Below are 15,868 nucleotides of genomic sequence, written 5' to 3'. Positions count from 1 at the left end.
GAACTGCGTTTCGGCACTTCTTCATACCAAATGCTTCTGTTGGCAAGCAATTTGCCTCTTGAGTTGCTGTTCTTCTCTGAATCTGGTTTCCGCGGAAGATTTGCTAACGATCGACAATGGCTCAGTAAAAGTCGGAATTGATCGCGAGAAAGGCGGGGCCGTCACTTGGTTATCGTCCGACAGGTATCCAAACAACATCGTCAACATTGCTGACCCAGGTCGCTTGATCCAGCAGTCCTACTATGCAGGACGCAGACTTGACCGGACATCGGCGGGGCAACACCAGGCATGGAGTCCGTGGACATGGAATCCGATTCAGGGTGGTGGCGTCGGTAGTGTTGGCGGCAACGGAACGTGGTCACGCGTGACAGTGTTTCGAAAAGATGAGAATGCCTTGTATTCGGAAACAATCCCAAAACTATGGGACATGCCCGACGAAGAAGCAGATGCCGTGATGCGTCAATGGACGACGTTGGACCAAACCCTTCCGGGCGTCGTTTGTGTACGGTGCGAAATTCAAGCGATGCGGCGCCAAGATGATCCATGGGGCGCCGCCAGAAAGAGCCCACAAGAACTTCCCGCTTGCTATTTCACGCGTAACTTCGATTCAGTGCGAACCTATCTAGGCGAGGGCAAATGGCGAACCGAGCACCAATCGCCGGGCCCTCCTTGGGGCCGAGCCAATCCGCCACTCAAGGCGATGGCAATGTTCGAAGCATCCGGCCAGGGAGTTGCCGTCTATTCACCGACCTCTGGTGAAAGCTGGAACTTCGGTCCTCACGGCGGTGGGCTTAGCGACAATCCCACCGACGGACCCTGCATGCACGTCGCCCCGGTCGATCGCGTTATGCTCAGTCCCAAGTCAACGTTTCGATATCGCTATTGGTTGATCGTTGGTGAAGAAAAGGAAATCGCATCGAACTTGGATGCTCTCAAAGCAAAGTACGCTGACGAACGATGGCGTCTTATTGAACCGAAATCTTGACGCCTACGGAATCTAGTTTTGACCGTTAAGCAAATCAACTTAAAATAAAAGTTTCATTATGAGCCGAATCGTTGTTCTTCTGATCTGCATTTCTGCTTCACTCGCTTCCCTTGCCCATGCGTCGAAGCCCAACGTGATTGTGATCCTAGCTGATGATCTGGGCATCGTAGACATGAACGCCTACGCGTCGAAGTTCACCGGCGCAAAAGCTTCTCAGATGTACTATGAGACGCCTAATTTAGATCGACTGACGAAAGAAGGATTGGCGTTTTCACAAGCTTACGCCTGCCATCTCTGCTCGCCCGCGCGGGCAAGTCTGTTGACGGGAAAGTACGCCGCTCGGACTGGATTCACAACGGCGGTTGGCGGCAACGTGCAGACGTTCTACAACCAAGCGATCGAGCCGCCGCCAGGTTATGTTGCTCAGGACGCGTTGGTTTGGAAGGACAAAATCGACATTCAACAGGCGCTCGTCAACGGTACGACTCGTGATGGCTTGGCCTCGGGGCATCGGCTGGACAATGGGCAGAACGAAACGACGCTCGCCGAAGCGATGCCCGAACACGATTCGGCTTTCATTGGCAAGTGGCACCTGGGCGGCCACGGTTCGGAAGGCTGGCAGCCGGCCGATCAAGGGTTTGAAGAAATCTCTTACCTCGATGAAGGCGGATCACCCTACTTCAATTGGCGAGGCATTTGGGACAGCGAAAAAAAGCTGCACCCGATGACTCCCCAAGAGAAACTACTGCGTGGAAAATCAGGCGGCAACTTAGGACAGGAGTACTTAACGGATGAATTGACCGAGCACGCCATCAAGTACTTGCGACACAAGGCTGATTCAAAGCAACCCGACGCAAGGCCGTTCTTCCTGCACTTTTGCCACTTCGCGGTCCATACCCCATTTCAAGGACCAGCGGAAGATGTCGCGCACTTTGAACAGAAAGCGACGCGTGGTTGGAATGGTCATGACAATGCCGTTTACGCGGCGATGGTGAAACGTTTGGATGTTTCAGTCGGTCGCATTCTCGATACACTCGAAGAAACCGGTCTGGATGAAAACACACTGATCGTCTTTCTGAGTGACAACGGAGGCGTGATGTACACCGATCCGCTCGCGACCAACAATGCTCCCTTCAAAGGTGGCAAGGGGACTCATTTTGAGGGCGGTATTCGAGTGCCGTTGGTGATTCGTTGGAAGGGTCATGTCAACGGAGATCGCTGGAGCAACGTCCCGATCGATTGCAATGATGTCTTTCCAACAGTACTGGAACTGGCTGGCTACGATGCTTCCCAATACACCAAGCCGGGCGGCATCGACGGTCGCAGTATCGCACCGTTGCTTGAAGATCCGTCCAACACCAATGGCGATTATCCTCGCCACACGTTCTTTCAACACTATCCGTTGAATGTGATCGTCAAGAGTCCCGAAGACGGCTTTCCATCGGCTCCTTCATCCGCCATCCGAAGCGGGGATTGGAAATTGATTTTCGATTGGTCGGGGGCTATCCGACTCTACAACATCGTCGACGATCCGTTCGAGAAGAACGACTTGTCAGCGGCGTTGCCGGACAAGGCACGCGAATTGTTCATCGAACTGAACGATTGGATAGACGAAAACGTCGACGTTAAATACACACCGGCACTCAACCCAGCTTACGATCCAAGGAAAGAGTCGCGAAAACGCCCGTTTGTTGATTTGCGTCGCCAATATCTGGGCGCAGATCGCGCGATCCGAACCATCGATGGTGATCCCAGGTTTGAACTGATCCCCGATGGTATCAAGCCTCATATGAATTCATCCAAATAGCTTCCACCGGTGAAACTACATGCAACTTAAAAACGACGCCTCAAGCCTACACCAGCCAACACGCAACACGTTAGATGACGTTATGAAACCCCGCTATCGAAATTACAATCCGTTGAGTTCAACTAAGCAACGTCCTGTGCCGGCCATCGCTGTCATCGTTGCGCTGCTTTGTGTAGGAACATCTTTTGCTGCGAAGCCGAACTTCGTGATCACCATTGCAGACGATCACGGCGTTCATCACTCATCCGTCTATGGATCCAGCGAATTCCAAACCCCGAATCTTCAACAAATGGCTAAAGAGGGGATTCGATTCGACAATGCCTATGTTGCATCCCCAGCCTGCGCGCCCAGTCGCGCGGCACTATTTACAGGACGGATGCCTTACAGCAACGGCATCGTTGGTAATCATGAAATTGAACTCAAACCTGGTGTCGTTTCGCTGTTGTCAACACTCTTGGAACAAGGGTACGAAGTTGTCTTTCATGGCAAGGTTGGCCACGCCGGGCGGAAACACTTCGGCCAGTACGTGCCCGACGGTGTGAGGATTCTCGGCGGTGGTGGTTTGCAGCAGACGATGACGCTGGATCAGGTGGAAAGGTTTCTCAAGGAACGCCTCGAAGACGCGCCACCCCTGGCACTGTTCCTTGGTTGGACGGACACCCACACCGCTTGGCCTCCGAAGGAAGAGGCCAGAATCGCACCCGAAGACGTCGTCATTCCGCCTAAGATTTTTGACACGCCTGAAGCTCGCGTGGAAATGAGCCGATACGTTGAAGGAGCCGAAGCGATCGACCGTCGTGTCGGGCAAACTCGACAATTGATCGCCAAGCACCTGAACTTGGACAACACGATGCTTGTCTACACTTCTGATCATGGGATGCCTTGGCCGTTTGCAAAATGGTCTCTCTACGAAACGGGAATCCGCACTCCTTTGATTGCGGTTTGGCCCGGCAAGATCAAGCCCAGTTCATCGACGGATGCGATGGTCAGTTGGATTGATCTGATGCCGACGCTGATCGACTTGGCCGGTGGAACGTCGCCCTCAGGTATCGATGGCCGTTCGTTCGCGAAGGTGCTATTTGGAGAATCCGTCAAGCATCGCGACGTGATTTTCGCAACGCACAAGGGTGACAACGAAAAGAACGTTTACCCGATTCGCAGCGTCCGCGTGGGCAAATGGAAATACATCCGTAACCTGCACCCCGAGTTCGCTTACACCACGCACACGGACGTCTGGGCCAAGGAAGTTCCACGTATCGACGAGCACTGGGCACACGCTGGCCACCACTGGCAGTCGTATCTCGAAACCGCCAAAACCGATCCCAATGCGGCAGCATTCTTACGAGACTATCACAGCAACCCAGCCGAAGAATTGTACGACATCGAACACGATCCGTTTGAGAAGAACAATTTGGCAGCGGCACCCGAACAAGCTGAGAAACTTGCTGAACTTCGCGAGCTAGTTACCAACCGTATGATCGAAGTCGATGACGATCAGTCACTCAGTGGACCGCCGAAATTACTGACAGAGTTTTCGATACCGGGGATTTCCGGGATCGAGACCGCACGTTGACGCCGCGACGTCGGGTAACCAGAGAGTGCTAGACACTTACTCTGTCCTGTCAATTTTTTTGCCGATAGTTTCACCGGAGGATTCGTGGTGGAAAAAGGGAAATTGCGGCTGAATCTGGATCGCAGGTTTGACCTCAATCGCCGGTTTGGCCTGTTTCCACCGACGTGTCGAAACAGCGAATAACCCGGTGGAAAAATATACAAATTCGTGCTGGATTATTTGCAAACCAAACATTAGTGCGTAACCCAAAAGGCGAGACATCCCAACACTCACACTCTCGACTATGTGACTCGGTGCATTTACCGAAAGCTTCACGTCAATGGAGCCACCGCAGCGGTGGCCTTGGCGATCCGCGAGCGTCTAGTCGAGCGTCCCGACGATCCAAATTCGCTTGCCTGAATTGCAACTTGTTTACGCACATTCGTAAATGGGCGGCTGATCGACTAATGTTACAATGGTCGGATGAGAAATCTGGAACTACTTGCCCGAGTGCTGCTGTTTGGCATCATCGCGTCGCCGCTGTGGGCGGATGACGTCTCGTTCAATCGCGACATCCGGCCGATTCTGTCGGACCGGTGCTACTTTTGTCACGGCTTTGACGAAAATCACCGCGAAGCCGGACTGCGTCTTGACCAAGCCGAAGCGGCTAGCGACGCGATCGAACCTGGCAAGCCCGATGACTCGGAACTGCTGCGCCGGATCATCAGTGACGATGAAGACGAGGTGATGCCGCCACGAAGCGCCCACAAGAAACCAATCAGCGATGACGAAATCAACCTTATCCGTCGCTGGATCCAACAAGGCGCACAGTACGAAGACCACTGGGCCTTTGTTGCACCGGTCAAGAATGATGTGAAGGATGCGGAAACCTCCCAAGCAATCGACCACTTTGTTGGTCAGCGTCAATCCAAACACGGATTGCAGTTCGCACCGCCTGCAACGCCGGCAAAGTGGCTGCGCCGCGTTTCTTTGGACTTGATCGGATTGCCGCCAACGCTTGCGGAACTGGACGGTTTCGAAAAGGACGTCCTGGAACGTGGCGACATTTCCTACGAGTCAGCGATCGATCGCGTGCTCGCGTCACCCCACTATGGCGAACGCATGTCGCTCGAATGGTTGGACGTCGCGCGCTATGCCGACACCAACGGCTTCCAGATGGATGCTTATCGGATGAATTGGCCATGGCGTGACTGGGTGACGCGTGCGCTGAACAGCGACATGCCGTTTGACCAATTCACGCGGGAGCAATTGGCGGGCGATCTGTTGGACGATCCGACCGAGGACCAAATGATCGCGACCGCGTTCAATCGCAATCACATGATCAACGGCGAAGGCGGTTCGATCGCTGAAGAGAATCTTGCGAAGAATAATTTCGACCGTGTCGAAACGACAGGTACCACTTGGCTTGGGCTAACGGTGGGCTGTTGCCAGTGCCACGATCACAAGTTTGATCCGTTGAAGCAGCGTGACTACTACTCGATGTATTCGTTCTTTAACCAGATCAGTGAAACCGGCCGAGCGAGTAAGCAGTTCACGGCGAAGAAGGAACAGGATCGCTATGAGGAGCGATTTTGGGTCGACAAACCGTACGTTGCGATCGCAACTGACCAGCAAACGTCGAAACTCGATCAACTGCGACAAGCGACCAAGGCAGCCAAAGACCGATTGGAAGCCACTCGCTCAGAGTTCGAGCCAAAGTTTTTGGTTTGGATCAAAGAAATCCAGGCAGATCCGAAACTGCTAGAGGAACGAATCGACAACCTTTACATTCGCCGCAACGTCAATCTTGCGCCGCTTGATAATCTGAAGCACAAACTAACTCGTGGCCTGGTTGACTATTTTATCAGTAACCACGAACCGTGGTCCGGTCTGAAGAAAGCTGTCGCCGAGGCTGAAAAGGCAGAACAAAACTACGAGGCACAGATTCCATTGGTGATGGTCATGCGTGACGATCAACAACGGGACACATTCATCTTGGAACGCGGAAACTACGAAACGCCCGGCGAAAAAGTGTCGCCGAGTGTGCCAGAGTTTTTGCCACCATTGCCCGAGGGCGTCAAAGCGGACCGATTGGCGTTTGCCAATTGGCTGGTCTCGCCGGAACATCCGTTGACTTCTCGCGTGACCGTAAACCGGTACTGGCAATTGATGTTTGGCCGCGGGTTGGTGACCACGCCAGACGATTTTGGATTGCAAGGCGAACTGCCGTCGCACCCAGATCTGCTGGATTGGATGGCGGTCGATTTTCGGGAACGAGGCTGGAGCGTGAAGCGTCTGCTGCGCAGCATTGCCTTGTCGAAGACGTATCGCCAATCCGCCGCGGTGGACGAAAGCGTAGTGGCGAAAGACCCGAAGAACATCTGGCTGGCTCGCGGACCGCGACAACGACTCGATTCTAGATTGCTGCGAGATCAAGCGTTGGCGCTGTCGGGCTTGTTGGTACCGGAACTCGGCGGTCCTCCGGTCGCACCCTACCAACCACCCGGAATTTGGGAACCGATGAGTCTGAACAAGAACCACTACATGCAGGACGATGGCGACGACCTTTACCGCCGCAGCCTCTACACCGTTTGGCGGCGAGTTGTCGCGCCAGCGAATTTCTTTGACGCGCCGAGTCGGCAAAGTTGCAACGTCAAACCGCAGCGCACCAGTACACCGCTGCACGCGCTCACGACGCTCAACGACACAACCTATGTCGAAGCCGCTCGCGTTTGGGCAGACGCCCTATCGATGTTGCCCGACGATGCTTCGCGTCTGGCAAGAATGTTTTACGCTGCGACGGCGCGTCAACCCGATGCAAACGAAATCAAATCGTTGCAATCGTCACTGGATCAAGCAAGAAAACATTTTGCGAACCATTCCGACGAATCCGCAGAACTGCTGACGGTCGGTGACGCGATAAGTCGTTCCGGAATGGAATCGACTGAGCATGCTGCCTGGACGACCGTTTGTTTGCTCGTTCTCAACCTCGACGAGACGCTTTCAAAGTAGACCCAACTCATGAACCACTTACACCTAACTCGTCGTCAACTGCTCGGCAGCCTGGGGCTTTCCGTCGGCGCACCAGCTCTCAGTTCGCTGCTGGCATCTGAATCGGAAGCCGGGCAAGGACTGCCGCACTTTCCGCCGAAGGCAAAGCGCGTCATTTACCTGATGCAATCCGGCGGCCCTTCGCATGTGGATTTGTTCGATGACAAAGCAACCCTCAAGAAGATGCAGGGCGAAGAAGTTCCCGAAAGTATTCTGCAGGGACTACGACAAACCACGATGACGGCCGGCCAGAAATCGAAACCCTGCATGGCCGCAGCGTGGAACGGATCCAAACGCGGTGACAGCGGCATGTGGGTTAGCGATTTGTTGCCTCATACGGCCAGCGTCGTCGACGACCTCTGCTTTATCCGCAGCATGCACGGCGAACAAATCAATCACGCACCCGCGATGACTCAAATATTGACCGGGCACAACTTGCCGGGCCGGCCCAGTATCGGAGCCTGGCTGACCTACGGCCTTGGCACGATGGCCGAGAACTTACCGTCATTCGTTGTGATGACCTCGCAAGACAAACAGGGTTCGTGCGGCCAGTTGTTCTTTGATTACTACTGGGGTGCAGGATTCTTGCCGGGCAAGCATCAGGGAGTGCCGTTTCGCAGTGCTGGCGATCCGGTCTTGTACCTGAGCAACCCGAAAGGCATTTCGCGGAAAGCACGTCGTCAAATGCTAGACAGTTTGGCCGAGATGAACCAAATGGCGCACGCCCGTTTTGCAGACCCGGAAATCGAAACGCGAATTTCACAGTATGAAATGGCGTTTCAGATGCAGGCGAGTGTGCCCGAGTTGACGGACTTTTCAAACGAGCCTCAAAGCGTGCTCGACATGTACGGGCCAGACGTCCATCGCAAAGGAAGCTACGCATACAACTGTTTGATGGCGCGTCGCTTGGCCGAACGTGGCACGCGTTTCATTCAACTGATGCATGCGGGATGGGACCAACACGGCAACCTTCCCAACCAACTGCCGATCCAGTGCCAAGACACCGATCAACCCAGTGCCGCGCTGGTCAAAGATTTGAAAGCCAAGGGTTTACTGGACGATACGCTGGTGATTTGGGGCGGCGAGTTCGGACGCACGCCCTATGTCCAAGGTGATATCACCAATGCTTCGGCTCATGGACGCGATCACCATCCGCGTGCGTTTACGATCTGGATGGCGGGCGGCGGCATCAAGCCGGGAACGATCTACGGCAGCAGCGACGAGTTTGCCTTTCACGTTGCCGAAAATCCTGTTCACATACGCGATCTGCAGGCGACGTTGATGCATCTGTGTGGTATCGATCACGAGCGGTTCACGTACCGTCACCAGGGACTCGACTTCAAACTGACGGGTGTTGAACCGGCCCGAGTCGTCAGCGAAGTACTGGCGTAAATCGTCGCCCCTTCCTCGAGCCCATCGCCTGCATGCGTTAGGATGCTGGCACGCGACAGTGCGTTTACGGCGTGATCCAGCTTGCAACCTGTCTGGGGCCTCCTGATTCGGTGTCAAACCAAGAACCGTTAAAGATACGAAACCAAGACGCCAGACGGCTATGGTTGACCGCCCAGGGGCTTGCGACTGCGCCTGTCGGTTCGGTCGACACGATGCAGATCATCCGCGACCTTGGATTCGTTCAGCTCGACACGATTCAAGTGGTCAGCCGTGCCCACCACCACATCATTTGGAGTCGCCAACAAAGTTATCGCGAGCCGATGCTCGACTTACTGATGGCACGCGATCGACAGGTGTTCGAGCATTTCACTCACGACGCTTCGATCCTGCCGATGGAGTTCCTGCCGATCTGGCGCCGCCAATTCGATCGCAAACGCGAGCGAATTCAAAACTCCAATTGGTTCAAAGGAATGACGGACGATATCGGAAGGAAGGAGATCATGGCTCGCGTCGATCGCGAAGGGCCTTTGTCGACGCACGATTTCGACACCAAAATCAAGGGTAAAAAGAAGATGTGGGCTCGCCCGCCTCACAAGATGGCATTGGACTATCTGTGGTACGCCGGCGACCTAGCTACCAGCCACCGCAAGGGGTTCACCAAATACTATGACTTGGCCGAGCGAGTATTTCCCGATCAACTGATGCAACAGCGACTCGACGATACCATACAACTAGATTCACTTTGCACGACAGCCTTAGATCGGTTGGTGTTTGGAACGGCGACCGACATCAAGAAGTTCTGGGAGGCGGCTGATTCAAAAGAAGTTGCCCAGTGGCTCGACCAATCTCCTTATCGAGTTCCCGTCCAGTGGGAAACTCATGATGGTGAATGGATTGCCGCGCACGCGCCTTGCGATATCGAGACGCGGATCGACGAACTGGAAACTCCCACATCACGTCTGCGAATTTTGAATCCGTTCGATCCGCTGATCCGAGATCGCACGCGATTGCAGCGACTGTTTGGATTCGAGTATCGGGTGGAGATGTTTGTGCCTGCGGCGAAGCGGATTTGGGGTTACTACGTCTATCCGCTGCTTGAGGGCGATCGGATCGTCGGACGCATCGAAGTTCAAGCCGATCGCAACAAGTCCGTGCTGGCAGTGTCGAAACTTTGGGCCGAGCCAGGGATCCAATGGACTGTTTCGCGCACCAACAAACTGGAAGCAGAACTGACACGACTGGCTCGACTTGCCGATGTCGATCAAGTCATCTGGCATTGCCCGAATCGCGTTCGCTAACAAATACAAAGTTCTACTTCACAAGATCATACGTCGCCGTACCGAAACTTTTCCCATTGATCTGAAGCGTGACACGGTGCGTTCCCGGATACATTGTTTAAGTCGTCGCGTTCTCTAACGCCGCTCGCTGGTTCTTCCGCTGCGGTGGCGGCAAGGATATTTTTGGCGTACTCCACTCCGGAGTCGCTCTGTCTCTCTTCAACGCAAACTCAATCGCATGCTCAAGTTCAAACGCCGCTCCCTCGCTGCTTGCGCCATTTCACTTGCCATCACCTCAAATTCGATGGCTCAGGATCCGCAACCGACGGGTGACGTCTTAAAAGCGGGCGACGTCCAGTGGAAGTACGCGTCTGAGTTTTCCGATGAATTCGAAGGGTCCCAAGTCGACACCAAGAAGTGGAATATCAACACCGAAGATTGGGGCACTTGGAGCTGGGAGCCGGACAATACGTCTGAAGCGGACGGCTCAATGTCTCTGCAAATGGTTCAGCATGACCACCAGCGCGGCAACGAAAAACTCGCTTATACGTCGGGCATCGCCCGAAGTTTCAGCACCATCACGTACGGATATTTCGAAGCCCGAATCAAAGGCTGCTCGCTTTATCCAGGTGCCTGCCCGAGTTTTTGGCTGCACAGCAAAGGCCCCGCGAACCGCTATCAAGCGAAAGACGGCGAGACCGTGACGTATTCGGAAATTGACATCGTTGAACTACAGCAGTGTGAATTCGACAACGAAACGAAATCTCGGCATTTAGTCAATCGAATCGATTGCAACTTGCACACTCAGTTGCTGATCGACGGCCAGAAACATTGGATCCGGCCGAATTCGAAACCTGAAATGTGCAAAAACGAGTACGACTCGCCCTGGGACCCTCGCGACGACTACCACATCTACGCTGTCGAAAACACGCCGGAAACTATCGTTTGGTACATCGACGGCAAAGAAGTCGGACGCAAGCCCAACCTTTACTGGCACCTGCCAATGCACATCACTTTGTCGCTCGGTTTACGGCACCCATTCGAAGCGTACAAGAACGGACAACGAGTTCCGGCACTGGAAGAAACGACGACCGATGGATTTCCGACTGCAATGCTGGTTGATTATGTACGAGTCTGGCAGAACCCAAAGTACGCTTCCCTTCAGCCATCGACGGCGGCAACGATTCCGTCAAAGAAACTGGTAACAAAGAAGCCGATGAACGGGTCGGCGACCAAACCAGCGTCGACCGATTGGACAATGCAAACGTATATCGTGAAAGAAAAAGCTAACTGGGACAAGAATGGCTGGAACTGGAACGAAAGCAAGGTCGAATCAAACTTCAAAGAGATCGACACGAACGAGGATGGTGTCGCGTCCGGAATCGAGCGACAGATCTGGTACACCAAAACGAAAGCTGCGAATAACTAGTAGCGAAAATATCGGTGCCGGTTACCGAAAACGCTTCCGGTATCCCAGCGGCGTTAAGCCTGTCACACGCCGGAAACGTTTGGTGAAATGGCTCTGATCGAAGAAGCCGATCTCGCAGGCGATTTCGATGATTGTTTTTTCAGTTTGAGTCAGCAACTGCTGAGCCTGTTGAATACGGCGAGACAACACGTACTCGGTTGGCGACAATCGCAAGACGGCTCGAAAGCGCGTGTTGAAGTGAGTCGCCGATAGATTGGCGAGCGCCGCCATTTCTGTCATTGAAATCGATTCGGTATAATGATCATCGATGTACTGGATCACTGGCGACAGCTCTTGAAAGAACGCCAATTGGTCGTCGCGGGTGGTGACCGGATACATCGCTCCGGCGATCCCGATCGTTTCGCCGACCGGACTGAACAGCGGCGTTTTGGTCGAAACGTACCAGCGAGGAGTTCCGCGAACGTGCGGCACCAACCAGACTTGGTTGGGAATGATTTTACCACCTTCCATCACCCGCCGATCTTCGGCGTGATAGGCCTCGGCGAGTGCGGGCGGTTGGAAATCTAAGTCCGTGCGACCGAGCAACTCATCAACGTTCTCCATGCCAAACACATCGACCAACGTCCGCCGATTGGCACCGATGTAACGATGCTGAGCGTCTTTGGCATAAAAGAGCACGTCCGGCAGGTATTCGTACAATTCGAACACCTGGCGAACACCAGGGTTTTTCGCAAAAAACGAGTCTTGAAACACCCGAGACGGATAAGCGGACGAAGGCTTCATCGTCAAAACGTACCACAAACTTGATTAGCGATACAAGACGCTGATGCCCCCGAAGGGCATAATTGACGGCATGTTGAACTCCCTACAACAGCGCACCGGCGAAACCGATTGTCGCCTTGCTTTGTCGACGCTTCGCATTTTCGGAAACAGCAAGCCCGTGATGAAATCGACAGTCCTGAAACCGAACTGGATCCATGCGAGATTGGCTGCCGCCGTCTGTCTGGCTTTGACGAGTTTGGCCGGCGCGGCCGAGGTATCGTTCAATCGCGACGTGCGGCCAATCTTGTCGGACCGTTGTTTCAAGTGCCACGGCCCCGACGCGGCCAACCAGGACTCGGAGTTCCGTGTCGACAAGTTCGACAACGCTACCGTCGACCTGGGCGGATACTTTGGCATTGTTCCCGGCGATCTAGCAAAGAGCGAATTTCATGTTCGGATTCACGACAACGACGATCCGATGCCGCCCGCCGGCTCGTTGAAGCGGCTATCGGATGCAGACAAAGAAACCCTCGATCAATGGATTCTTGAAGGCGCAAAATTCGAATCGCATTGGGCGTTCGAACCTTTGCCGGCGAAGGTTGATACGCCGAAACAAACGGATCTCGGTGGCCTGGTCAATTGGGTCAAGGGACCGATCGATCAGTTCATTGCGAAGGCGTTGGTTGAAAACGAATTGACGCCCGCCAAACCGGCGTCCAAGAACAAGTGGCTAAGACGAGTCACGTTTGATTTGACCGGATTGCCGCCCACCGAAAATGAAATCAGCGAATACGTTTCTGACACTTCGGCGGACGCTGACGACATTGTCATCGACCGATTGTTAACCAGCGACGCCTACGCCGAACGAATGACGAGCGAGTGGCTGGACGTGGCCCGGTACGCAGATTCGTACGGATTTCAACGTGACGACGAACGATTCGTTTGGCCCTATCGCGACTGGGTCATCAAGGCGTTTCAAACGGGAATGCCCTACGACGAATTCATCACCTGGCAATTAGCCGGAGACCTTTTGCCCAACGCGACGCGAGAGCAAAAGCTCGCCACCACTTTCAACCGCCTGCACTCACACAAAAAAGAAGGCGGAGTCGCGATCGAGGAGTTCCGCGTCGAGAACGTTGCCGACCGAACGCACACCGTCGGAACGGCAATGATGGGGCTGATTCAAGACCTAAAGAACCACGGGCTGCTGGAAGACACATTGGTGATTTGGGGCGGCGAGTTTGGACGTACCAGTTATTGCCAAGGTAAAATCACGCCCGGAAATTTTGGACGCGATCACCACCCACGTTGCTTTACGATGTGGATGGCCGGCGGCGGAGTCAAACCTGGGCACGTGCACGGCGAAACCGACGAATTCAGTTACAATGTCGTTTCAGACGGTGTACACATCCACGACCTTCACGCCACAATCCTGCACCAGATGGGTATCGATCATGAACGGCTGACTTACCGTTACCAAGGACGAGATTTTCGTCTGACCGATGTTCATGGTCACGTCGTGAAAGGCCTGATCGCTTAAGAAAATCTTTTACAGTTGAGGCGTCCAAACTCGCTGCGTTCGGCGTTACCATTCCGTTTGCAAAGCGTTTGATCAACCACTCAATGAAAGCTATTGCTATGCGTTGCCTCGGTCCCGTATTTGCCTGTTTGTTTTTTTCGATGTTCGCTTCTGGCGTCTGCGCCCATGACGGCGATTCCGACTGGAGTCACCAGGTCGCCTTACCCGCGAGCGAGCACGCAATCGAGTTGTTCAACGGTCATGACCTAACGGGCTGGAAGGGACTCGAGGAATACTTTTCGGTCGTCAATCATTCCATCCGCGCCGCCAACGACAAGCCTGTCTCGCATAGTACGTATCTTTTTTCTGACCAGGAATTTCGCGAGTTCCGTTTGTTGTTCGAGGTCAAACAGAATCGTAGCGAAGGCTACTCGATCATGCACTCGTCCGTCGCCGCGCTTGGCGAGCGATTCACAGATGCTGGCAGTGAGTTTGCATTCAAGGGGCCGCTACTAATGTTTTGTCATGACTGGGGAATCTGGGGTGCGTACACACGCGGACGTATTTTCCCGCCCGAACAAAAAGGCCCCATGAAGGAAGTGCCTTGGGAAAAGGATGGTGACTGGAATCAAATTGAAATCTTGGTCGTCGGCAATCGTATTCGAATGGTTGCCGGTGGAACGGTCGTCATTGATCACACGGAAACGAAGGACCAACTCAAAAAGTGCCCGATCGCTTTGCAATTGCACAGCAACAAAGATCCGCAAGAGTTTCACTTTCGCGGCTTGATTGCGGTCGAGAATCCAACCGACAAACTTCTGACGGAAAAGTAATTGACCTTCACCGAACTGATTGCCTGAGTCGTTCCGCGGTATAAAAAAGGCGTCAGGTCGTTGAAGTCCGGCATACGATTACCCCGCTAACAACAACTAACCTGAGTCGGTCGATGTTGCTTTCGCGAGTCGCTTCACGCGAAACCATTGCTGATTTCCTAGCGAAGCGAACGTCATCCCGAAACGGCTGCTTTCAGTTTTCTACAAACGCCGCAGAATAGTTGCGAAGGTGGTCTCGAAACTCTCGCAGCAAGCGGCTTTGGAAACGGTACGGATTCCACACCGCTGCGATTGTTCGGCTTGGCTTGTTACCGTACAGCGAACGGTAGACACGCCGCTTGGTTCGATCGAGCTTCTTGGCCATTTCGGGGATCATGGAAACGCCGTGCCCTAACGAAACCAACTCTTGCACCATGACCAATTGGCTGGCCCGTTCAACGGCCACAGGATGGACCGATCGCTGACGACAAAACGAAGTGATATTGTCCGAAAGACAGTGTGCCTCATCGAGCAGAACGAATGGGTAGTGTTCTACATCTTCGATGCGAATCCGTTTCCTTTCCGCAAGCGGATGCTTCTGCGGCAGCACAAGACTCAGCTCCTCGTCAAAAAGTTCTTCGACCTCGACATAGCGAGACGGGACGGGCAACGCGACGATGGCAACGTCTAACTCGCCCTGTTTGCATCGTTTCATCAAATTTTCAGTCGTGTCTTCCTGAACGATTAGCGTTGCCTTCGGATACGCATCGGAAAACGTCCGCAGCAAATTGGGCAGAAAGAACGGAGCGATCGTTGGAATCGCAGCGACGCGAATACGGCCACTTTGCCCATCATCACAGATTTCTGCTTTACAATCTTCCAGGATTAGCAGAATCTGTTCGGCACGCGAGTGAAACAGTTGCCCGGCGTCTGTTAGATCGACCGAGCGAGGCTTGCGTTCGAAGAGCGGCTGGCCCAACTCGTTTTCGAGTCGCATGATCGAACGGCTTAGTGCGGACTGAGATATGCCAAGCTGGGCTGCCGCGTGAGTAAAGTTGCGCAGATCGGCGAGCGACCGGAAATGCGAAAGCTGGTCCATATCCATGCGTGATTCACCTCGTCGTACAATGACACGTAGCTGTTTCGCCGTTGTTTTACAGCCAAACACATTGGCTATGCGTTTTACACATCCCCAGTATGCACACAATGCGTTGGACAGATACGGTAAATTGGCTGACAATTGGCACAGCTGGCTAACCGGATTCCGACAAGGCAGTCCTGC

11 protein-coding genes are annotated in these 15,868 nt (G+C 53.9%); 9 read left to right on the top strand and 2 right to left on the bottom strand.

Translation table 11 applies throughout. From position 1 onward, the window contains the following. Window positions 1-58 precede the first annotated feature (58 nt). The 7 genes from Poly59_RS15945 to Poly59_RS15915 all read left to right on the top strand — a co-directional run bounded on the left by Poly59_RS15945 (window position 59) and on the right by Poly59_RS15915 (window position 11,493). Window positions 59-985 (top strand): hypothetical protein, encoded by a 927-nt coding sequence (locus Poly59_RS15945; protein ID WP_146535069.1) that lies wholly within the window; start codon window positions 59-61, stop codon window positions 983-985. A gap of 58 nt (window positions 986-1,043) precedes the next feature. Then, the gene (locus tag Poly59_RS15940; RefSeq protein WP_146535068.1) at window positions 1,044-2,792 is read left to right on the top strand and encodes a sulfatase; all 1,749 of its coding nucleotides are present in this window, start codon (window positions 1,044-1,046) and stop codon (window positions 2,790-2,792) included. Window positions 2,793-2,997: 205 nt separating this feature from the next. Next, window positions 2,998-4,365, top strand: coding sequence for a sulfatase family protein (locus tag Poly59_RS15935; RefSeq protein WP_186776299.1), 1,368 nt, complete (start codon window positions 2,998-3,000; stop codon window positions 4,363-4,365). A 462-nt stretch (window positions 4,366-4,827) separates the two neighbouring features. After that, window positions 4,828-7,356 carry a PSD1 and planctomycete cytochrome C domain-containing protein gene (locus Poly59_RS15930; RefSeq protein WP_146535066.1) on the top strand — a complete coding sequence of 843 codons (2,529 nt, stop codon included), beginning with the start codon at window positions 4,828-4,830 and terminating at the stop codon, window positions 7,354-7,356. 9 nt (window positions 7,357-7,365) lie between these two features. After that, window positions 7,366-8,787, top strand: coding sequence for a DUF1501 domain-containing protein (locus Poly59_RS15925; protein WP_146535065.1), 1,422 nt, complete (start codon window positions 7,366-7,368; stop codon window positions 8,785-8,787). A gap of 110 nt (window positions 8,788-8,897) precedes the next feature. Next, window positions 8,898-10,085 carry a winged helix-turn-helix domain-containing protein gene (locus Poly59_RS15920; RefSeq protein ID WP_222436114.1) on the top strand — a complete coding sequence of 396 codons (1,188 nt, stop codon included), beginning with the start codon at window positions 8,898-8,900 and terminating at the stop codon, window positions 10,083-10,085. Between the two features lie 217 nt (window positions 10,086-10,302). Next, window positions 10,303-11,493: a kappa-carrageenase gene (locus Poly59_RS15915; RefSeq protein ID WP_146535064.1), complete on the top strand. Its 1,191-nt coding sequence runs from the start codon at window positions 10,303-10,305 to the stop codon at window positions 11,491-11,493. A 21-nt stretch (window positions 11,494-11,514) separates the two neighbouring features. Here the strand turns inward: Poly59_RS15915 and Poly59_RS15910 are convergent, their stop codons facing one another. Then, entirely contained in the window at window positions 11,515-12,276 is a 762-nt protein-coding gene (locus Poly59_RS15910; RefSeq protein WP_146535063.1) for an AraC family transcriptional regulator, read from the bottom strand. A gap of 160 nt (window positions 12,277-12,436) precedes the next feature. Here Poly59_RS15910 and Poly59_RS15905 point away from each other — a divergent pair, with 160 nt between their 5' ends. Together Poly59_RS15905 and Poly59_RS15900 are read left to right on the top strand one after the other, a co-directional pair. Further along, the gene (locus Poly59_RS15905; protein WP_186776298.1) at window positions 12,437-13,795 is read left to right on the top strand and encodes a DUF1549 domain-containing protein; all 1,359 of its coding nucleotides are present in this window, start codon (window positions 12,437-12,439) and stop codon (window positions 13,793-13,795) included. An 83-nt stretch (window positions 13,796-13,878) separates the two neighbouring features. Beyond that, a complete protein-coding gene (locus tag Poly59_RS15900; RefSeq protein ID WP_146535061.1) occupies window positions 13,879-14,607 on the top strand; it encodes a 3-keto-disaccharide hydrolase in 729 nt (242 codons plus the stop codon). 193 nt (window positions 14,608-14,800) lie between these two features. Here Poly59_RS15900 and Poly59_RS15895 read toward each other — a convergent pair whose 3' ends face one another. Then, the gene (locus Poly59_RS15895) at window positions 14,801-15,691 is read right to left on the bottom strand and encodes a LysR family transcriptional regulator (RefSeq protein ID WP_146535060.1); all 891 of its coding nucleotides are present in this window, start codon (window positions 15,689-15,691) and stop codon (window positions 14,801-14,803) included. Window positions 15,692-15,868: the final 177 nt, after the last annotated feature.

The sequence above is a fragment of the Rubripirellula reticaptiva genome (genome assembly GCF_007860175.1).
In the GTDB taxonomy this organism is placed as follows: domain Bacteria; phylum Planctomycetota; class Planctomycetia; order Pirellulales; family Pirellulaceae; genus Rubripirellula; species Rubripirellula reticaptiva.
This window is presented reverse-complemented; position numbering and strand designations above follow the sequence as displayed.

Coding starts and splice junctions, on each gene's coding strand:
- Poly59_RS15940 (WP_146535068.1), top strand. CDS start 1,044: ATGAGCCGAATCGTTGTTCTTCTGATCTGCATTTCTGCTTCACTCGCT.
- Poly59_RS15930 (WP_146535066.1), top strand. CDS start 4,828: ATGAGAAATCTGGAACTACTTGCCCGAGTGCTGCTGTTTGGCATCATC.
- Poly59_RS15925 (WP_146535065.1), top strand. CDS start 7,366: ATGAACCACTTACACCTAACTCGTCGTCAACTGCTCGGCAGCCTGGGG.
- Poly59_RS15915 (WP_146535064.1), top strand. CDS start 10,303: ATGCTCAAGTTCAAACGCCGCTCCCTCGCTGCTTGCGCCATTTCACTT.
- Poly59_RS15910 (WP_146535063.1), bottom strand. CDS start 12,276: ATGAAGCCTTCGTCCGCTTATCCGTCTCGGGTGTTTCAAGACTCGTTT.
- Poly59_RS15905 (WP_186776298.1), top strand. CDS start 12,437: ATGAAATCGACAGTCCTGAAACCGAACTGGATCCATGCGAGATTGGCT.
- Poly59_RS15900 (WP_146535061.1), top strand. CDS start 13,879: ATGAAAGCTATTGCTATGCGTTGCCTCGGTCCCGTATTTGCCTGTTTG.
- Poly59_RS15895 (WP_146535060.1), bottom strand. CDS start 15,691: ATGGATATGGACCAGCTTTCGCATTTCCGGTCGCTCGCCGATCTGCGC.